General features: G+C 55.2%; 18 protein-coding genes and 1 pseudogene. 14 read left to right on the top strand and 5 right to left on the bottom strand.

Translation table 11 applies throughout. The features are described 5' to 3' along the window. Nucleotides 1–25 precede the first annotated feature (25 nt). Nucleotides 26–427: a hypothetical protein gene (locus PLU01S_RS04545; protein ID WP_074822575.1), complete on the bottom strand. Its 402-nt coding sequence runs from the start codon at nt 425–427 to the stop codon at nt 26–28. A gap of 317 nt (nt 428–744) precedes the next feature. On the opposite strand from PLU01S_RS04545, the gene PLU01S_RS04540 reads away from it, so the two are divergent. The 4 genes and pseudogenes from PLU01S_RS04540 (at nt 745) to PLU01S_RS04525 (ending at nt 4234) form a co-directional block, all read left to right on the top strand. Beyond that, entirely contained in the window at nt 745–1542 is a 798-nt protein-coding gene (locus tag PLU01S_RS04540) for an outer membrane protein OmpK (RefSeq protein ID WP_074822572.1), read from the top strand. A 105-nt stretch (nt 1543–1647) separates the two neighbouring features. Further along, nucleotides 1648–2178: pseudogene (locus tag PLU01S_RS04535) on the top strand (TetR family transcriptional regulator C-terminal domain-containing protein); the annotation flags it as partial. Next, nucleotides 2175–2765: an IMPACT family protein gene (locus tag PLU01S_RS04530; RefSeq protein WP_074822567.1), complete on the top strand. Its 591-nt coding sequence runs from the start codon at nt 2175–2177 to the stop codon at nt 2763–2765. The pseudogene PLU01S_RS04535 and the gene PLU01S_RS04530, both read left to right, overlap by 4 nt. A 260-nt stretch (nt 2766–3025) precedes the next feature. Then, entirely contained in the window at nt 3026–4234 is a 1209-nt protein-coding gene (locus PLU01S_RS04525) for an ammonium transporter (RefSeq protein WP_074822565.1), read from the top strand. 381 nt (nt 4235–4615) lie between these two features. Here the strand turns inward: PLU01S_RS04525 and PLU01S_RS04520 are convergent, their stop codons facing one another. Then, the gene (locus PLU01S_RS04520; protein WP_074822560.1) at nt 4616–5719 is read right to left on the bottom strand and encodes a calcium:cation antiporter; all 1104 of its coding nucleotides are present in this window, start codon (nt 5717–5719) and stop codon (nt 4616–4618) included. 422 nt (nt 5720–6141) lie between these two features. On the opposite strand from PLU01S_RS04520, the gene PLU01S_RS04515 reads away from it, so the two are divergent. Beyond that, complete coding sequence (locus PLU01S_RS04515; protein ID WP_074822673.1) at nt 6142–7089, top strand: adenosine deaminase; 948 nt, start codon at nt 6142–6144, stop codon at nt 7087–7089. Nucleotides 7090–7159: 70 nt separating this feature from the next. Next, complete coding sequence (gene hisN / locus PLU01S_RS04510; RefSeq protein WP_074822557.1) at nt 7160–7951, top strand: histidinol-phosphatase; 792 nt, start codon at nt 7160–7162, stop codon at nt 7949–7951. A 7-nt stretch (nt 7952–7958) separates the two neighbouring features. On the opposite strand, the gene PLU01S_RS04505 is transcribed toward hisN, so the two are convergent. Then, nucleotides 7959–8879: a LysR family transcriptional regulator gene (locus PLU01S_RS04505; RefSeq protein ID WP_074822670.1), complete on the bottom strand. Its 921-nt coding sequence runs from the start codon at nt 8877–8879 to the stop codon at nt 7959–7961. 93 nt (nt 8880–8972) lie between these two features. Between PLU01S_RS04505 and PLU01S_RS04500 the strand changes: the two genes are divergently transcribed. The 4 genes from PLU01S_RS04500 (at nt 8973) to PLU01S_RS25650 (ending at nt 13927) form a co-directional block, all read left to right on the top strand. Further along, nucleotides 8973–9266: a putative quinol monooxygenase gene (locus PLU01S_RS04500; protein ID WP_010795508.1), complete on the top strand. Its 294-nt coding sequence runs from the start codon at nt 8973–8975 to the stop codon at nt 9264–9266. A 10-nt stretch (nt 9267–9276) separates the two neighbouring features. Further along, nucleotides 9277–10296 carry a zinc-binding alcohol dehydrogenase family protein gene (locus tag PLU01S_RS04495; protein ID WP_074822554.1) on the top strand — a complete coding sequence of 340 codons (1020 nt, stop codon included), beginning with the start codon at nt 9277–9279 and terminating at the stop codon, nt 10294–10296. Between the two features lie 149 nt (nt 10297–10445). Then, complete coding sequence (locus PLU01S_RS04490; RefSeq protein WP_074822551.1) at nt 10446–13679, top strand: bifunctional diguanylate cyclase/phosphodiesterase; 3234 nt, start codon at nt 10446–10448, stop codon at nt 13677–13679. 77 nt (nt 13680–13756) lie between these two features. Further along, nucleotides 13757–13927, top strand: coding sequence for a hypothetical protein (locus PLU01S_RS25650; RefSeq protein ID WP_010795511.1), 171 nt, complete (start codon nt 13757–13759; stop codon nt 13925–13927). A gap of 5 nt (nt 13928–13932) precedes the next feature. On the opposite strand, the gene PLU01S_RS04485 is transcribed toward PLU01S_RS25650, so the two are convergent. Further along, nucleotides 13933–15111, bottom strand: a complete 1179-nt coding sequence (locus PLU01S_RS04485) for a Bcr/CflA family multidrug efflux MFS transporter (protein ID WP_010795512.1) — start codon at nt 15109–15111, stop codon at nt 13933–13935. Between the two features lie 129 nt (nt 15112–15240). Here PLU01S_RS04485 and PLU01S_RS04480 point away from each other — a divergent pair, with 129 nt between their 5' ends. Continuing rightward, nucleotides 15241–15873, top strand: a complete 633-nt coding sequence (locus PLU01S_RS04480) for a TetR family transcriptional regulator (RefSeq protein WP_010795513.1) — start codon at nt 15241–15243, stop codon at nt 15871–15873. On the opposite strand, the gene PLU01S_RS04475 is transcribed toward PLU01S_RS04480, so the two are convergent. Then, on the bottom strand, nt 15852–16049 hold the full coding sequence (locus tag PLU01S_RS04475; RefSeq protein WP_010795514.1) for a heavy-metal-associated domain-containing protein: 198 nt from the start codon (nt 16047–16049) through the stop codon (nt 15852–15854). The genes PLU01S_RS04480 and PLU01S_RS04475 overlap by 22 nt on opposite strands. A 167-nt stretch (nt 16050–16216) precedes the next feature. Here PLU01S_RS04475 and PLU01S_RS04470 point away from each other — a divergent pair, with 167 nt between their 5' ends. The 3 genes from PLU01S_RS04470 to cueR are packed head-to-tail and all read left to right on the top strand — an operon-like array spanning nt 16217 to nt 19608. Next, complete coding sequence (locus PLU01S_RS04470; RefSeq protein ID WP_074822549.1) at nt 16217–16750, top strand: cytochrome b; 534 nt, start codon at nt 16217–16219, stop codon at nt 16748–16750. Between the two features lie 51 nt (nt 16751–16801). After that, nucleotides 16802–19201, top strand: coding sequence for a heavy metal translocating P-type ATPase (locus tag PLU01S_RS04465; protein WP_074822546.1), 2400 nt, complete (start codon nt 16802–16804; stop codon nt 19199–19201). Further along, nucleotides 19198–19608, top strand: a complete 411-nt coding sequence (gene cueR / locus PLU01S_RS04460) for a Cu(I)-responsive transcriptional regulator (RefSeq protein WP_074822542.1) — start codon at nt 19198–19200, stop codon at nt 19606–19608. Before PLU01S_RS04465 ends, cueR begins: the two co-directional genes overlap by 4 nt. The last annotated feature ends 163 nt before the right edge of the window (nt 19609–19771 follow it).

Raw genomic sequence — 19771 nt, 5'->3', positions numbered from 1 at the left:
TTTGAAATATATCTGTAATCAACCTTTATCGATCTTGATAGAGATCGACAGGCGCCAGGAAGTAGCCCTGCTCACTTTGGACGACGCGGTATTGCTTTATCTCTCCGGGTGCAAGCAACAATGACTGACTCTTTATAGAAGCCATTGGAGCAGAGCAATAGCCAGCACCCAGCGAACGCAGCGTAACAGTGGTTTCGCCCGGCGGCAGGTTAAAGGATACGCTTTCGCCTGCCATCAAACGGGCAGCCAGCTCATTCTTAAGGTAAATGCCGACATCACAGGCAGATGTAGTGGCTGTATCCCCTCGCGTAATCATCAAGACTGAAGGAGAGCCGCCTGCAGCGCCCGGGCTATTAATGGTCTGGGCACAGATAAAGCTAGCGTGAAACGCCAGAATGCCTGCTAACAGCTTTAGGGGATGCCGCATGTTGGTTTCTCCTGCTCACCTGTGGTGATGATTTTCTGCTCTGCTCAAGCGTGGAACAGAGCCTTTCCTTTATATCGACAAAGCGCCCGAATTCTTATTACACGGTGCTCATTTTTTTGCACGGCGAAAAGCCTACCTGTCGGCCTTACCTACCGCTTACCTGATTGACTCAAAAAGCCCTTTCGCTTGGCTTAGACCTCTGTAGAATGCCGCCGCCCAAACCTTGGCTCTGTTCTTGCTAAACGGGGAAAAGCCTGACCGAGCGGACAGGTTTGGAGCGTTTATTACTAAAAACGACTTTTCTCTAGGAGCAGACAATGAGCCGCGCCCTTTCTTCCGTTGTATTAGCCAGCGGCCTGTTGTTAACAGGAAATGCTATGGCTGATGGCATGTTACATTGGCAGGACAATAGCCTTACCTACCTATATGGGCAAAATTACAAGGTTGATCCTGATACCCAACAAACGATCACCTTTGAACATGCCAGTGACTGGTCATGGGGCGATATCTGGTTTTTTGTCGATAACAGCTGGTACAACGGTGTCGGGCGCTCCAACGCCAATGGCCATCACAGTTACTATGGCGAATTCAGCCCTCGCTTCTCGCTGGGTAAGCTGACGGGTACCAAATTAGAGCTTGGCCCGATCACTGATGTGCTGCTGGCCACTACCTATGAGTTTGGTGAAGGTGATGTCGATAGCTACCTGATCGGCCCTGGTTTCGATCTGAAGGTGCCCGGCTTCAATTTCTTTACTCTGAACTTCTACTATCGCAAGCCTGAAGGTAGCCGGGTTCGCTCAGGCGCCTGGCAGGTTACGCCCGCATGGTCCATTACTTTGCCGGCGGGGACTTCAGATATCCTGTTTGACGGCTACATCGACTGGGTCGTTAATAATAGAAACGATAACAAAACTCCTAGTCGCAGCTATCACGCCAATTTCCACTTCAATCCACAGATCAAATATGACCTTGGCAAGGCGATGGGCTACGAAGCCAAGCATATGTATGTAGGGGTGGAGTACGATTACTGGTCTGACAAATACGGCATCAAAGACAGCCACGCTTTTCGCACGGACCAAAATACTTTTAGCGTGATAGCCAAATATCATTTCTAAGAGCTTAGGCGCAGTGCCTATTTGATGCGCTGCGCCTGCTTATGCTACTCATTTTATCAAGCGCCGTTCTCGAAACGCGGCACTCCTGAGGCCCTGACTGGCTTTATAAATACCATTGCCCAGCGGGTCGGCTTGCCCAAGGCAAACGTACATTACTGTTTCAATAACACGTTAGGCTTCATATGGCTCTGCTGGCCAATATCCTTGAGCTCTGGCAGTACATTTAACACGCTTGCGTTTAAAGAGAATCCTGCCGAAGCATTGGCTCGCTACATTCAAGCCAAAACGACGCTTTCTCGGCGGTATCTTTTAGCCTCGTGTATTTTTGCCGTGGAAATTGTTGGTGACGGTACTTGCCTGTATGAATATTTCGATCAGGACTACCGGAACTGGTTTAGGCAGCAGGCAGCTGTCTTTGAAGCATGGATCAAACACGGCAAAATGGATCCCGTTGACCCTGTACATCTTATTTTCCTGCTATGGGGCAGCACTTAGCACTATGCTGACTTTTCCAGCCAACTCTGCCATGTGACAGGACGCAATCAATTGACTGACCAGGATTTCGAGGCAGCGACCCATACGTTGACTCATATCACATTCAAGGGCTGTAGCCTTCAGCTGCCGGCTCGCATATGAGCGAAACACTATTAGTTGAAGCGGTGTTTCAGGAAGAGATCCGCAAGAGTCGCTTTCAGGCCTTTGCTGCGCCTATTTCAAGTGCTGCCGATGCGCAGACTTTTATTGACCGGGTCAGCGACCCTGGCGCTACTCACAATTGTTGGGCCTGGAAGCTTGGCCAACAATATCGGTTCAACGATGACGGCGAGCCTGGCGGGACTGCCGGCCGCCCCATCCTAACGGCCATCGAAGGACAGAACTGTGACCGTGTGGTTGTAGTGGTAACACGCTGGTTCGGTGGCATAAAGCTGGGGACAGGTGGATTGGTGCGCGCATATGGAGGCTGCGCTGCCAAATGCCTTCAACAGGCTGAGCGTGTGGAGTTGGTACCTCGAGTACTGGTGGCCTGCCACTGCACTTATTCTGAGCTTCCCCTGCTCGAATCCAGACTACATGAATTTGATGCTCTTCTAGACGACAAGGCATTCGGTGCTTCGGGTGTCGATATTCGCCTGGCTTTGCCGGAAGAGCATCTCTCTCCTCTAGAGCGCTTTCTGGCAGATGTTAGCCGGGGCCGCATAGCGTTGCACCGTATCCGAGAATAAGACTGCCCAAGCGAAGCGTATAGCTTCGCTCTTCACCGCTTCGAACGGCACAAGAATTGCTGCCTTATGGTGCGCAGGAGAGGGACCCTGCTCTGCAAGCGTGCAATTGAGGCTTGCGGGCTCGTCTTCTCTGCCATTTAACATCTGCACCTAACATCAAAGCATGTAAATCACGTCAGGTAAATGCGCCATTTCAGTGCGCCGACCTTGAATACTGACTGCTTTTGGTGCCGTTATTCATTCTTGTGTAACTGCCAATCATGAACGAACTGCAAAGCGCCGTAAGCATTCTGATCCACGGATCCAACACATTATTCATTCTGGTAGGCGCTGTCATGGTTCTGGCCATGCATGCTGGTTTTGCCTTTTTAGAAGTAGGCACGGTTCGCCAGAAAAACCAGGTAAATGCGCTATCAAAAATACTGGCTGACTTCGCCATTTCTACCCTGGCTTATTTTTTTATCGGGTATTGGATTGCCTATGGCGTCAACTTCTTTGGCCCGGCTGAAGCGCTAATGGCCGATAACGGCTACGCCTTGGTGAAGTTTTTCTTTCTGCTGACATTTGCAGCCGCTATTCCGGCGATTATTTCTGGCGGTATTGCTGAGCGGGCACGGTTTGCACCACAGCTCTGCGCAACGGCTCTAATCGTGGCTTTTATCTATCCGTTTTTTGAGGGAATCGTCTGGAATAACAACCACGGCATACAAGCGTGGCTTGAAGCCTCTTTTGGCGCGAAGTTTCATGACTTTGCCGGATCGGTTGTGGTGCACGCCGTTGGGGGTTGGCTTGCATTGGGAGCCGTCCTGTTACTCGGCCGCCGTAACGGTCGTTATCGCGATGGACGGCTGGTGGCGTTCCCTCCCTCCAATATTCCTTTCCTCGCACTTGGCTCATGGATTCTGATTATTGGCTGGTTTGGCTTTAATGTCATGAGCGCTCAGACACTGGACGGCGTGAGCGGTCTGGTTGCCGTAAATTCGTTGATGGCCATGGTAGGCGGTGTCGTGGCGTCGCTTATTTTTGGCCGAAACGATCCCGGCTTTCTACACAACGGTCCGTTAGCTGGACTGGTCGCGGTTTGTGCCGGTTCGGATTTAATGCATCCTATTGGTGCATTGGCAACAGGCCTGGTTGCTGGGGGACTCTTCGTATGGGCATTCACTGCCACCCAAGTGAAATGGAAAATCGATGACGTTCTGGGTGTCTGGCCTTTGCACGGCTTATGCGGCGTCTGGGGTGGTGTCGCATGTGGCATCTTCGGGCAACCCGTGCTGGAAGGCCGTGGAGGCGTAAGCCTTGTAAGCCAGCTGATTGGCACATGTATGGGCGTAGCGATTGCACTGGCAGGCGGACTAATCGTTTATGGCGTCATCAAAAAAGTGCTTGGTCTGCGTCTGACGCAAGAGGAAGAGTATTACGGAGCGGACTTATCCATCCACAGGATTTCTGCTACCAGTCCAGAATAAGTGCTTGATTTCAAAGCGTGTATCGGATTAACAGGCGCGTTGAGAGGCTCGACTTGCTCACACTTAACGTGGATGGGGCTGTGGATAAGCCAAGGATACATGTGCCAAACGCATACGTTGCGCGGCCTAGGGAAAATTGATCACTTTTTGATCACTCCATGACGGATTGATCCTTTATCTTGCTCCCCTATAGATTTTCAGCCCTACCCTAGTGCTAATGGCCTACAGGCCTTCCCTTGCCTAGCCGTTTATTAGGAGTCTAGTAATCCCAATTGTTACCAACAATATGGCAGGCCGAAAATAAGGTGCATTGAATTTTCAAGTTGCCACTTTCTGAACGATGCATGGAGCGGGCAAGCATTACCAAGCCCGCCCTCAAGATCAAAGACCTATGATTGTCAGCATAATAAAGGTCAGGAACAGTACAAAGTGAGTCATGCCTTCAATTGCATTGGTCTCACCGTCATTGAGATTGATGGCAGCAATGATGAGGGTGACACCCATCATGACCGTCTGCACTGGGGTCATAGCCATTTGCATAGGCTGCCCGGTATAAAGTGCAATGGCCTCAACAACCGGCACCGTTAGAATAACGGTGGAAAGCGATGCTCCCAACGCGATGTTGATAACAGACTGCATGCGGTTGGCCATAGCTGCACGCAAAGCAGTAAGAATCTCTGGACTGGCTGAGATAACAGCAACCACCAAGGCAGACACCATAGGCGGAACCGGCAGCCCTTCAAGACCAGCGTCTAGTGATTTTGACATGACTTCGGCCAATGCGCCTGTCACTACCACGCCTACAATCAGCAGACCAACCGATAACCCTGTATTCGCTGGCGCTTCGTGCTCTACGACAGTTGAGTCACCAGCAGGCTTCTTTTTCTTCTTTTCTGGATAGTTGTAGCTGAAGAAGTAACTATGGGGACCAGTCTGCATCCGCAGAAACAGGGCATACATCAAGACCATTACGATAATGGTAAAGCCGGAGTAGACATGCCAGCGCTCGACCGGAATGAATTCCGGCACCAGCATGGAGATACTCACTGCGGTCAGGATCATTACCCCATAACTACGGCTGGAATCATCATTGTAGCGCTGCTCGCCATGCTTGAGCCCTCCAAGAAGAGCGGCCAAGCCGATCAGTCCATTGATATCGAGAATAACAGCTGCGTAGATCGTATCTCGCGCCAGGGTCGGCGAGTGATCGTGCCCCATCATAATGGCTAGGATGATCACTTCTACCAGCACCGCCGAAAGCGTCAGGATCATCGTACCGTAGGGATCACCCACTTTTTCAGCAAGCACCTCTGCATGGTGAGCAACACGCATGGCAGCGCAGATGATGGCTGCGATCAGGGCCACCGCCCCGACCAAAGCAATCGTCTGGCCGCTTCCTATCAATTGATGCTCGAAAACATAGGCCAGCACGCCGGCGATAATGGCGATCAGCAGAAATGCTTCGCCCCTCAATGTTGAAACCATGTAAGTCGTATCCTTTGAAAGACTCGCCTCATGCGGCGAAAGGCCAGCCAATTGACGGCATAGGGTTACGACATGTTTCAACGCGTGATTTCGCCATCGGCCCGCAAAAAATCATCGCCCTCCGCCAAAATGCCCTCGTGCCACAGGGCTCTTTCTGAAAACGACTGGCAACCTGTAGGCGAGATCGAGCTGCTAGTTGAGGATTTCTATCTGAACGCTTTTCCTGCTCGTCTTTTTCTACAATAGACAACACAGAGATGGGCCAGGAGGCTGCCAGACTGCAAGGCGTTGGCCTGACACTCTGCACGGGCATTATTAGCGCTTTGCCTGCTTCAATGCCCCGCTCAGGCAGTAAAGACCTGCATAGCGCCGGTGGGCATGACATAATTTCGGGCAAATCGCTGTTAATGAGTAATCCCACCATGTACGACTGGCTCAATGCCCTCCCCAAAGCCGAACTTCATCTTCATCTGGAGGGCACGCTCGAGCCCGAGCTCATGTTCAAGCTGGCTGAGCGCCATGGCATCCAGTTGCCTTTCGAGAATGTCGAGGCGCTGCGCAAAGCCTACTCCTTCAACAACCTTCAGGAATTTCTGGACCTGTATTACCAGGGCGCGAATGTTCTGCGCACTGAAGAAGACTTTTACGACCTGACGTGGGCCTATCTGCTCAAGTGCAAGGAACAAAACGTCATTCATACCGAACCATTCTTCGACCCGCAAACACATACGGACCGTGGTATTCCGTTCGAAGTAGTCCTGCGCGGTATCCAGCAGGCGCTCAAGGATGGCGAGCAGAAGCTGGGTGTAACCAGCGGCTTGATCCTGAGCTTCCTGCGTCACCTGTCTGAAGACGAAGCCCAGAAGACATTGGATCAGGCGCTTCCCTTCCGTGACGCCTTTATTGCGGTTGGCCTGGACAGTTCCGAGATGGGTCATCCACCAAGTAAGTTCAAACGTGTTTTCGACCGCGCGCGCAGCGAAGGCTTTGTTGCTGTGGCACATGCTGGCGAGGAAGGCCCGCCCGAGTACATCTGGGAAGCTCTGGATCTGCTGAATGTGGTCCGTATCGACCATGGCGTCCGTGCAGCCGAAGATGAGCGCCTGCTGCACCGCCTGATTGACCAGCAGATTCCGCTGACGGTCTGCCCGCTGTCCAACACCAAGCTGTGCGTGTTTGATGACATGAGCCAGCACAACATTCTCAAACTACTTGAGCGTGGCCTGAAAGTAACCGTGAACTCTGACGATCCAGCCTATTTTGGCGGTTACGTGACCGAAAACTTCATGGCACTGTACGAAAGCCTGGGCATGACTCAGGATCAGGCCAAGCGCCTGGCCCAGAACAGCCTGGACGCCCGACTGGTCTGACAGGTACTACCGGTCGCTCTCGTGCGGCCGGTTTTCATTGTGCTTTCCGTAATCGCTATCGAGAACTTCAATGCCTTTGAATGCCGCTGAAACGACCCAGTATCAACAGTTCGCCGAGCGCCTGGCCGATGCCGCCGCCGTGGCTATCAAGCCGTATTTCCGCTCGCAGCTTCAGGTAGATGACAAAGGCGGTCGCCTATTCGACCCCGTCACGCTGGCCGACAAGGCCGCCGAGCGCGCCATGCGTGAGTTGATCCTGAGCGAATTTCCGGAACACGGCATTCTGGGTGAAGAAGAAGACGCTGTTACCGGAAGCAGTTCGCTGACCTGGGTGCTGGACCCTATCGATGGCACGCGCGCCTTCATTACCGGGCTACCGCTCTGGGGTACCTTGATCGCCCTGAACGATGGCTTTCGCCCCGTCATCGGCGTAATGAATCAGCCGTTCACAGGCGAGCGCTTTGTCGGCACACCAGAAGGCGCCTGGCTCAATGGCGCCCCGCTAAAGACCCGCGCCTGTGCCAGCCTCTCCAAGGCCCGTGTGATGTGTACAAGCCCCCAGATCCTTGATACACCAGAGCGTCTGGCAGCGTTTGAACGCATTGCCGAACAGGCCCAGCTGGTTCGCTTCGGTGGTGACTGTTACGCCTATTGCATGCTGGCGTCGGGCTTTGTGGATGTCATTATCGAGGCGAGTCTACAACCCTATGATGTCCAGGCGCTGATTCCGATCATCGAAGGCGCTGGCGGTGTCATGACCAGTTGGAATGGTGGCGACGCGCAGAATGGCGGTGCAATCATCGCCTGTGGTGACAAGACGCTGCATGCCGAACTCATTCAGCAGCTTGCCCCCTACGCCTGATTTCTGTCTATAGGCCTTGCCAGGGCGCTTTTTCCAGAAGCCTCTGGCAATGCAGCCGGATCAGATCCCTCAATTGCGTCACGGCGCTCGATAGTTGGGCGCGGTGTGGACAGAGCAGGTTAAGCGGCGTTACTTCGCCATGCCACTCCGGTAGCGCCAGTTCCAGTAGCCCCGCTTCGACATCACTCGCGACATCCAGCCACGACTTATAAACAAGCCCCTGCCCGGCCACGGCCCAGCGTCGAATGACATCGGCATCATCACTTATGCGGTCTCCCTGAACGGTGACCGTTACCTGTCGCTTGCCATCATCGAATACCCATCGATCATGAGCCCTGGAACCACGCATATAGCAGAGGCAATTATGCTGACGCAGTTCATCCGGCTGCTGAGGATGGCCCCGTCGTTGAAAGTAAGCAGGCGACGCACACAGTACACGTCGATTGAGCGGAGCGAGGGGCAAGGCCACCAGGGAAGAATCTTCAGGTGCGCCATACCGGATGGCAATGTCTACAGACTCACGAAACAGATCGTTCAGGTGATCGGACAGGAGCAATCGAAAGCTTACCTCAGGATGCAGCGCCTGAAATTCGTCCAGCCATTCTAGTAGATGATTGCGACCCAGATCCGAAGGTGCCGACAGATGCAGCACACCCCTGATCCCAGCCTTGCCGCTTTCCAGCAGGCGCTGCCCTTCTTCAAGGCTCTGTAAGGCTTGTCGGGCGTGCTCCAGATACATCTGCCCTTCAGAGGTTAGCCGAAGGCTTCGGGTCGAGCGCGCCAGCAGCCTGGTATCGAGCGCATCCTCCAGACGCTTCAGTGCCGCGCTTGCGACTGCCGCAGACAGACCTAATTCTCGCGCAGCGGCGGAAAGACTGGCGCATTCCACAGTCCTAACAAACAGTTGTAAGTCAGCCAGACGGATCATTTTCAAGATTTTATTGAAAGAGCCTTGCTTTATAACGGCTTTTATCATCCAGCGAAAGAGAACACCATTACTGCATTTCACAGGAGAAATACGATGACTACTCCCCTGACACTGGTTGCTACCCTGGTTGCCAAAGAGGGTTCCGAAGCTGAACTGGAACAAGCCCTACGTGGCCTGCAGCCGCAGAGCCGCGCAGAAGATGCCTGCATCCAATATGACTTCCATCGTGATGCCGAGCAGCCACGCACGTTTCACATGATCGAACAATGGCGTGACGAAGCGTCCCTGGCCCAGCACGAGGCAACACCACACTTCCAGGCCGCATTACCGGTTATCGAGCGTACCGCTGAGAAATTCAGTGTGACCAAGATGTACCGTATTTCCTGAGGAAAACAGCATGAAAGTCGTTGCACATTACAAGTGCCTGCCTGTCGACAACCCGGATAGTCTGCAGGACATCGAACTTCCCGAGCCAACCCCAGGCCCGCGTGATCTGCTGGTTGAAGTCAAAGCTGTCTCGGTGAATCCGGTAGACACCAAGGTTCGCCAGGGTTACGTACCCCATGCCGATGAATCGCAACCGCGTATTCTGGGCTGGGACGCGACCGGCATCGTCAAATCGGTAGGCCGCGATGTCACCCTATTCAAGCCGGGCGATAGGGTTTGGTATGCCGGATCACTGGTGCGCCCGGGCAGCAATAGCGAGTTTCAGCTGGTTGACGAGCGTATCGTAGGTCGCATGCCTGAGTCGCTGGCGTTTGCTCAGGCGGCTGCGCTGCCATTGACCTCCATTACAGCATGGGAGCTGCTATTCGACCGCCTGGGTGTCACACGTGATAAGGCTGATCGTGGCGAAACCCTGCTGATCGTGGGTGCTGCGGGTGGCGTAGGCTCTATCATGACGCAACTGGCTCGCCAGTTGACCGGGCTTACCGTCATCGGTACGGCTTCTCGTCCTGAAACGCAGGCTTGGGTAACCGAACTCGGCGCGCATCATGTGATCGATCACAGCAAACCGCTCAGCGAGGAGCTCAAGCGCATCGGCATTCCGCAGGTTACCTATGTCGCGAGCCTGACCCAGACCGATCGTCATTATGAGCAGATCATCGAGTCTCTGATGCCTCAGGGCAAACTCGGCCTGATCGACGACCCTGAGTCGCTGGACGCCGTACCGCTCAAGCGCAAGAGCCTGTCGCTGCACTGGGAGCTGATGTATACCCGCTCGCTGTACGAGACGCCGGACATGCAGGAGCAGCATAATCTGCTCAACGAGGTGGCTCAGCTGATTGATAGCGGTGTACTGCGCACTACGTTCGGTGAGCATTACGGAAAGATCAACGCCGAGAACCTGCGTCGCGCCCATGCTCTGCTGGAAAGCGGCAAGGCCAAGGGCAAGATCGTATTGGAAGGCTTCTGATCGCCAGCAGCTCGGTAGTGAAAAGCTGCCGGGCTGCTTTCAGAGAGCTATCAAGCGTCAGGCCAATGGCATGGCAGTGAACCTCGTCACACGCTACCCTGTCCACTGTGGATATCAGCTTTCGCTTCGTGCGAACGATGGGGACACGGATGCGGACATTTCATCCATTTCGCTTGGCTGGTCTGTATGCCCTGATCGGGATTGCGTGGGTAGGGATCACTGACTACCTTCTGGATCATGCGTCATTCAACGCCAGTACGCTTAGCGCCCTGCAAACGACCAAAGGCATTCTGTTTGTCTGTGGCATTGCCGTCCTGCTCTACTTCTATGTTCGTCGAGAACACCACGCGCGCCAACAGCTGATTGATGAGTTACAGCGGCACGTAGAGCAACTGCAACAAACATTAAATACCACTGCTCAGGCTGCCGATGATCCCTCCCCGCCCCAGCCTGTTGCTCAGACGCACGCTGAAACACATCATTATCAGGACATAATCGATCATCTCCCGATTGTGGCCTTTCTGGTCGATATAGATGGGCATTGGCGCTTTCTCAGCTCTGCCTGGGAGCGGATGACCAACAAACCCATCGCTCAGACGATAGGCGTTTCGGTTTTCCAGTGTTTCCATAGCCAGGAAAGCCAGCCCATCCGCCAGATGCTTAATGAGTTTCGTGATGGTACGCGACAAGACTGCTCTGCCACGCTGCGCCTGTGTCAGGCAGATGGCTCGCATCGCTGGGTCTCGTTCAGGATTCACAAGGTCATCGATAATGGTCTTCAGGGAACTCTCACTGATATCCATCATCAGTTCCAGGCCGACGCCTTACAGCGCGCCCGCAATGCCGTGCTCGACGAGCTCCTGCTGGCGCATTCCAAACGCAGCATCCTCACGGGTATTGCTAAGCGTCTGGAGGATATATTCCCTGAAATGCGCGTTATCATTCAGCTAGCGGATTATTCTCAAAACAAACTCCGCGTCAGCGCAGCACCAAGCCTGCCGGATGCGTATATCAATGCAATGGAAGACTCGCCTATTGCTCCAGACTCAGGCACCTGTGGCGCAGCGGTCTATCGTAACGGACTGGTCATCAGCCAGGACATCGAGCACGATCCGAACTGGGAAGGTTTGCGCGAGGCTGCCCGACAGGCCGATATCCGCTCCGGCTGGTCCTTGCCGATTCGTGATGAGACCGAAAGTGCTGTTGGGGTATTTGGCATCTATTACCACACGCTCACGTCACCCGAGCAGGCCACCATTGCGCTGGTCAACGAATTTACCCGCCTGGCCGCACTGGCCATCCGGCAACAGCGTCATACTCAAGAGCGGGACGAGATTGAACACCGCTTCCGCGCCACGTTCGAACATGCGGCCATCGGAATCGCTCTGGTAGGGCTTGATTACAAGTGGATGCGTGCCAATCGATACCTGTGCCAGATGGTGGGATATTCGCACGATGAATTAAGGAACCTGACGGTTCATGATGTTACCTATTCCGAGGATTTGCCTTCCGGTACCGAGCGGATTCGCGAACTGCTCGCCGGAACAATGGATAGCTATGAGCTTGAAAAACGCTATGTGCGTCGGGATGGCCAAGTCATCTGGGTCGATCTGAACGTTACCCTGATTCGAGGCACGCAGGGCGAGCCTCACTACTTCATTGCGGTCATCGAGGATATAACGCTGCGCAAGATTCAGGAGGAGTCGCTGCGTCAGGCGGCGGCTCTTTTCGAAAACAGCCGTGACAGTATTGTGGTGCTTGATCAGCGACGCCGTATCCTCATGGCTAACCCAACCTTTCAAGCCTTGTGCGCTCGCTCCATCATGGAGTTGCAGGGTCAGAAACTGCCGCTGCCGCTCAGTGGCCGCCAGGATCATCACTTCTATCGCACCCTATGGCGCACGTTACTGAAGGAAGGCCACTGGGAAGGCGAGGTCTTATGGCGCCGCCCCAACGGCATGAACTTCCCCGGCTGGCTCAACATCAGCCAGATTAGCCAGCGGGACCAGCGTCAGTTCGTCATGGTGCTGAGCGATACCAGCCAACTTAAGGAAAGCGAAGCACGGCTGGCCCATTTGGCCCATTTCGATCCACTAACTGATCTACCCAACCGCCTGCTCGCCCGGACCCGACTGGATCATGCCTTGAAACGGCTGCAGGGAGAGGGTCAACTGGCCGTGCTGCTGCTTGATCTCGACCATTTTCGTACTGTTAACGAAAGTTATGGCCATCCCGCAGGGGATGATTTGATCAACGCAGTAGCCAATACCCTCAGATCCGGCCTGAGACCCGAGGATACGCTGGCCCGCATTGGAGGAGATGAGTTTCTGGTCATCCTTGAGCAATTCGAACGGCTCGATGAAGTGGCGACGCTGGCGCAAACGCTGCGCCAGCTGTTAGAAGCCCCGCTACGTCTGGAAGATGGCGAGGAGGTCTTTCTTAGCTTGAGCCTGGGTATCAGTGTCTACCCCAGCGATGGTAGCACTGCCGACGAGCTGATTCGCAATGCAGACGCGGCCATGCACTTGGCTAAGAACCAGGGCCGCGACACCTATCGCTTCTATACACAGGCGTTGACAGAGCAGGCTCGTCGGCGGTTAAGCTTGGAATCGCGCCTGCGCGTAGCGTTGCAACGCTGCGATTTTGTCTTGTATTACCAACCCCTGATTGATGTCGCAACGGGCCAACCCATTGGCGCAGAGGCGTTGGTGCGCTGGCGTGACCCGGAATTTGGAATGATCTCCCCAGCCGATTTTATTCCTCTGGCCGAGGAAACCGGGCTGATCGTCCCTCTGGGCTTCTGGATTCTAGAGCAAGCCTGCCACCAAATTCGAGAGTGGCTCGACAAGGGTATTGAACTCGACATCATCGCGGTCAATTTGTCTCCAAGGCAGTTTGCCCAAGCCGATCTGGCTGAGCGCATTACCAGAGCCCTGAATCGACAACATCTGCCTGCCAATAAGCTGGAGCTGGAAATCACAGAGGGAACGCTGATGGAAAATGTCGAGATGGCATTGACCAGCCTTGCGGCTCTGAAAGCGCTTGGGGTGCGCATTGCAGTCGATGACTTTGGCACTGGCTACTCGTCGCTTGCCTACCTGCGCCGTTTCCCACTGGATAAACTCAAGATCGACCAGAGCTTCATGCGCGATATCCGTACCGATAATGGCGAACATGGCAATCAGGCCATTGCGTCCGCCATTATTGCCTTGGGGCACAGCCTGCACCTGGACGTTCTGGCAGAAGGTGTTGAAACCGACGAACAGCTTGAAGTGATCCGTAAACTCGGCTGTCAGCAATGCCAGGGGTATCTGTTCAGCCCTCCGCTTCCACCGGAAGCGTTCGAGAAATGGTATTACGATTACCACCGGTCACTAACTTGACCCACGTCACGCTTCTGTAACCTAAGTAATGTCTACACTAAGCGCCCACCGACAACCGAGGGAAGGGGGAATACGCAATGAAAATTGAAGTCCGCCCGTTGACGCGCTCGCCTCAAAGTAGTTGGCAAGTTCGTCTGGATGATCAAGCCATCACCTTTAGAACCGAGGACGAAGCGCGTACATACGTCGATAAGCTCAATGCTCGATTGAAAGCCCCTCATAAGCTGCCGGAAAGCCTTCCGGCCTGATCGGATCAGTGGGGTGCTGGCCTTGTACGTGTTGTCAGCCAGGCCAGCACCGCTGCTGCCACGCCACAGATCGCAATGATTGCCGCCATTGGCCGTGCCGTACCGTCATGCAGCATTCCTACCGCCGCGGACGATAAGGCCGCGATGGAAAACTGCAGGCATCCCAACAGTGCAGACGCACTGCCTGCGTTGCTCCCCTGACCAGCCATTGCGCATGCCGAAGCGTTGGGAATGATGCCGCCTAACGAGGCGATGCAGCAGAACAGCGGCACACAGATCCACCACAACATGGCGGGCTGAAAGGCCGCGATGGCGAGCAGCACAAGGCTTGCCGCACCGTAAAACCGCGTGACTCTTGTCAGCAGCCAGGATGGGCCGTGCCGGCTCAAAAGGCGCGCATTAATCTGACTAAATAAGATGAATCCTGCCGCATTGCTACCAAACACCCAGCCGAAATGCTCTGCCGGTACACCGTACAGGTTGATGAACACAAACGGAGAGCCTGCGATATACGCAAACATACCTGCCATGGAGATGCCGCCGATAAGCGCAAACCCCATGAAGTTCCTGTCACTCAACATTTGCCAGTATTGCCGCAGCGCGTTGCGCAACAATGGACGCGGTGCCTCGGGCGGCAGGGTTTCTGGTAGCCAGCGCGCAACCGCGCTGCCACATAGCAGGGCAAAGACCACCAAACTGATAAAAATGGCTTGCCATCCAACATGATTGAGTAGGAAGCCTCCGCCAATCGGCGCGAGGATCGGCGCAACCCCGGTCACCAGAACGATCTGGGAAAACGCCTTGGCAGCATGAATCGGATCGCACAAGTCACGCACTACGGCACGCGAAATCACCATGCCTGCGCAACCGCCTAATGCCTGAACGAAACGCGCTGCAATCAGCCATTCCAGCGTAGGCGCCATGGCACAAGCCAATGAGGCAAGGGTGAACAGAACGATACCCGTGAGTAGCGGTATACGCCGGCCGAACCGGTCTGCCAGCGGTCCGTAGAACAGTTGTCCAATGGACAAGCCTGCGAAATACGCCGAAAGGCTCAACTGGACGTGTTCCACATCCGTTGAAAAGGCTTTTGCCAGTGACGGGAAAGACGGCAGGTACATATCGATGGCAAACGGCGCAAACGCGCTGAGCGCACCCAGCATTAACAAAATGCGAAATGTCATTGAGGAGATCCGGAGGGGGCTAGCGGCCCAAAAGCGATGAACTGCCATGCTGTTACATACAACAATGTTTGTAAATACACGGCCAACCGTTAAACTATCGTTTTAATCCTTGATTTTCATACGAACCTTATGCGCAGAACCAAAGAAGAAGCCGAGCAGACCCGACGCGACATTATTGAGGCCGCTGAACAGCTCTTTCTCGCCAATGGCGTGGCGCATACCAGCCTTGAGATGATAGCTCGTGAATGCGGAGTCACACGTGGCGCTGTGTATTGGCACTTCCAGAACAAGGCACATCTGTTCCATGAGATGCTCAACGAGGTTCGTACCCCCATGGAAGTGCTTAATCAGCAACTCTGCGGTTGTCAGGGACGAGATCCGATTATTTCCTTGAAAGATGTCTGTGTGAACGGCATGCACCGGCTGACTCAGGATGAGCGCAGTCGCCGGGTCATGACCATTCTGCTGCATCGCTGTGAATTTACCGACGAGTTGCGGGAGGCCGAGGAGCGCAATAACGCCTTTATTTCACAGTTCATAGGTTTGTGCGAGCAGCTATGGAAGCATCAGGAAAAGCGGCTGCAACCGGGCGTCACGCCTCGCATGGCTGCCTTTGCCGTGCATTCGATGTTCATTGGCCTGATCAGCGACTGGCTGCGCGACCCCGGCCTGTTTGACCCGGTCAAGGATTCGACCGCAATGTTCGATATCCTCTTCCGGGGCCTGGTGCGGGACTGGGATCAGGCGATTTCAGCGGAATAACCTTCTTCGCGAATCGCCTCCAGCAGCGGCTCGGGAGCTTCGCGACTGTCTACCGTGACTTTGCCGGTTGGCAGATCCACGTCGACCCTGGCCGATGCGTCCAATGCGGTGATCGCCTGGGTAACCGCCTTGACGCAGTGGCCACAGCTCATGCCTTGTACATTAAAGGTATGCATGGGGTATCTCCTGACGGGAAAATTTCATTCTCAACCTTCCCACGAGGTCAAGGTCAAGTCCGACAGCTTCTGTTAGCACGGTAAGTCACCTATTATTGCGGAAGGTCGCCTTGCCCTTTCGGAAGAACGGCCTATCACCACTACACCGTGCGGATAGGGACTCGCTCATGGCTACACTGCCGCGTTATTCGAATGCACAGATTCTTTTGCATTGGCTAACGGCCCCTCTGGTCATCCTCATCATTTCCCTTCCCTACTTCGAAGATTTTTTCAGTGGGCTACTGGGCAGCGGAGCCGATGTCTTCACCCTGCATAAATCGCTGGGCATTACCGTTCTGGCTCTGACCGTGATTCGTCTGATGATTCGCTTCAAACATGGCTCACCAGCCCTGTTGCCGCCGGATGCCGTGCTTCAGCAGAAACTGGCCAAGCTGGGGCATGCAGTACTGTATGCCCTGCTTTTTCTCATGCCCATCACAGGACTTATCTTCAGCGTTCGCCCCGTCAACTACTTCTGGTTGTTCAGCTTTGGTCCCCTGCCCTTGCCTGAAGCGCTTCGCGGTGCAGCCAAGCAATTTCATGTCACCGTGCAGTATGCGTTTATCCTACTGATTCTGGGACATGCCAGCATGGCGATCTGGCACTACGTGGCGCGTCGGGACCGTGTATTGCCCGGCATGTTGCCCCTGATCAAGGATTGATCGGCAGGGCTTGACCTTAACACGAGGTCAAGGTTGATCCTCTATCCTGTGATGAGGAGATTAACCATGACCGAATTCGATCTACCCGTACACGGCATGACATGCGCGGCCTGCGCCGGCCGGGTGGAGCGTGTGCTCAGAAAAGTTGAAGGTGTGGAAAGCGCCAGCGTCAATCTGGCCAATGAACGTGTCCGGGTCCACGCACCAGAGGGATCGCTTCCTATCTTGCAGCAAGCCATTACGCGCGCAGGATATAGCGTTCCTACCGAGTCGCTCGAACTTGATATCACCGGCATGACCTGCGCCAGTTGCGTCAACCGGGTCGAGCGCGCGCTGCGCAAGGTTCCGGGCGTCAATACCGTAAGCGTGAACCTGGCCTCCGAACAGGCCCATGTCGAGCTGATACCGGGAACAGATTCGAGCCTGCTCCTGGTCGCCATCGGCAAGGCGGGGTATGAGGCCCGACTTGCTACCACCCATGATGACAAAACGGCTGGGCAGCGTTTGGCCCGGGAACGAGGTGCCCTGATACTCGCTTTGTTATTGGCCCTTCCCCTCATTGTGCCGATGCTGCTGCAACCACTGGGTATCCACGCCATGCTGCCACCTTGGGTGCAGTTTGCACTGGCAACACCCGTTCAGTTCCTGCTGGGTGCTCGCTTTTATGTGGCTGCATGGAAGGCTGTGCGGGCCCGCTCCGGCAATATGGATTTGTTGGTTGCCCTTGGCACCAGCGCAGCCTACGGCCTCAGCCTGTACCAGTGGTGGAGCGCCCCGTCCAACAGCATGCCGCACCTGTATTTCGAGGCGGCTGCCGTAGTTATCGCCCTGGTCCGCCTGGGCAAATACCTGGAAAGCCGCGCCAAGCAGCAGACCGGTGATGCCATCCGGGCCCTGCAAGCCTTGCGACCGGAGCGGGCTTTTAGGTTATCCAACGACGGACTGGAGCAGGAGGTCAGTCTGGCGGAGCTCAAGATAGATGATCGGGTACGTATCCGCCCCGGTGAACGGATACCCGTAGATGGCCTTGTGGAATCTGGAGACAGCTACGCCGATGAAGCCTTGATCAGCGGAGAAAGTCGTCCAGTAGCCAAGGGGCCAGGGGATCGTGTCACAGGAGGCTCCATCAACGGCGAAGGTGTACTGACGGTTCGTGTGACCGCATTAGGCAGTGAAAGCGTTCTGTCGCGTATCATTCGTCTGGTAGAGGACGCCCAGGCCGCCAAGGCGCCCATTCAACGCCTGGTCAATCGCGTCAGTGAGGTGTTCGTCCCCGTCGTGCTGGGTATCGCGTTGTTGACGCTGGTTGGCTGGCTGCTGGCAGGCGCAGGTTGGGAAACATCGCTCATCAATGCCGTCGCCGTTCTGGTGATTGCCTGCCCCTGCGCCCTGGGGTTGGCCACGCCTACGGCCATTATGGCAGGAACAGGCGTCGCGGCACGCCACGGCATCCTAATCAAGGATGCGCAGACGCTGGAAATAGCCCATGCCGTGGATACCGTTGCCTTTGACAAGACCGGTACACTGACCTCAGGGCAGCCTCGCCTGATTCATCTGGCGACAGATACCGTAAGTGAGAAAGAGGCACTGGCCCTGTCGGCCCGCCTGCAACGCGGTAGCGAACATCCTTTGGCTCAGGCCGTTCTCACTGCCTGCGAGCAGAACCTGCTGGACGCACCTGCTGCGCAGAATATCCGCGCCCTGCCGGGGCGCGGTATTCAGGGCCAGATCGGCCACCGGCAGTTGGCGTTGGCCAATGGGCGACTGCTCCAAGAACTAGCGCTCGATAAAGGTCCGCTTTTCGCTCAGGCCAACGCCTGGGAAGAGGAAGGTCGCACGCTTTCCTGGCTGATTGAGCAGCAGCCCGAACCAAGGGTGCTGGCCCTTCTGGCCTTTGGCGATGAGCTCAAGCCGGGAGCGGGTCATGCGATTGCCACGCTTGAAAAACACCATATCAGCAGCCATCTGATCACAGGTGATACCGAAGGCAGCGCAAGGGTTGTTGCACGGCAGACCGGTATTCGAGACGTTCATGCCCAAGTGCTGCCAGCCGATAAGGCCGCGGTCGTACAACAGCTCAGGTCGCAAGGTCGCTGTGTGGCAATGGTGGGTGACGGGATAAACGACGCACCCGCCCTGGCGGCCGCCGATGTGGGTATCGCCATGGGCAGCGGGACGGATGTGGCCATGCATGCCGCCGGGATTACCCTGTTGCGTGGCGACCCGGCATTGGTGCCAGGGGCGCTGGATATCTGCCGTCGTACGTATCGCAAGATTCGCCAGAATCTGTTCTGGGCCTTTATTTACAACGTCATTGGTATTCCGCTGGCGGCGTTTGGCCTGCTTGACCCGGTCTTCGCCGGGGCTGCTATGGCCTTTTCCAGCGTGAGCGTTGTCAGTAACGCTTTACTGCTCAAACGTTGGCAACCAGAGAAGATGAATCAGTCATGAACATCAGCCAAGCCGCCCGTGCAAGCGGGCTTACCCCCAAGATGCTCCGGTACTACGAAAACATCGGGTTGCTGGACCCAGCCGGGCGCAGCGCCAGTGGTTATCGACAGTACCGCACCAGTGATCTGGAGACGCTGGCCTTTATCAAGCGCTCACGAGACCTGGGATTTTCGCTTGAAGAAGTCGGCAGGCTCCTGGGGCTCTGGCGTGATCGGCACCGCTCCAGCGCCGAAGTCAAGGCCCTGGCCAGCGCCCATGTGGATGAGCTGAACCGCAAGATCGCTGAACTGGCGAGCCTGCGTGACACTCTTCAACAGTTGGTGGATCAATGCCCGGGCAACGAACATCCTGAATGCGCCATTCTGGACTCGCTGGGCAAAGCGTCCTGTCGGCATTGCAGTTCTTGAGCGATACCAGGACCAGCACTGAAGGCATGCGCTCTTTTCGCTTCGTGCCGCCAATGTTCGCTGAGCCTCACCCTAGACACAGACCTGCAAAAAGACCTGAGGCGAGTTTGATAGGGTATTGAGTGGAACTAACGAAATCTCCAGCGTTCAGGTCATTACGCCT

The sequence above is a fragment of the Pseudomonas luteola NBRC 103146 genome, assembly GCF_002091675.1.
In the GTDB taxonomy this organism is placed as follows: Bacteria; Pseudomonadota; Gammaproteobacteria; order Pseudomonadales; family Pseudomonadaceae; genus Chryseomonas; species Chryseomonas luteola.
The sequence above is the reverse complement of the archived record's forward strand: the minus strand, read 5'-3'. Positions and strand labels throughout refer to the sequence as shown.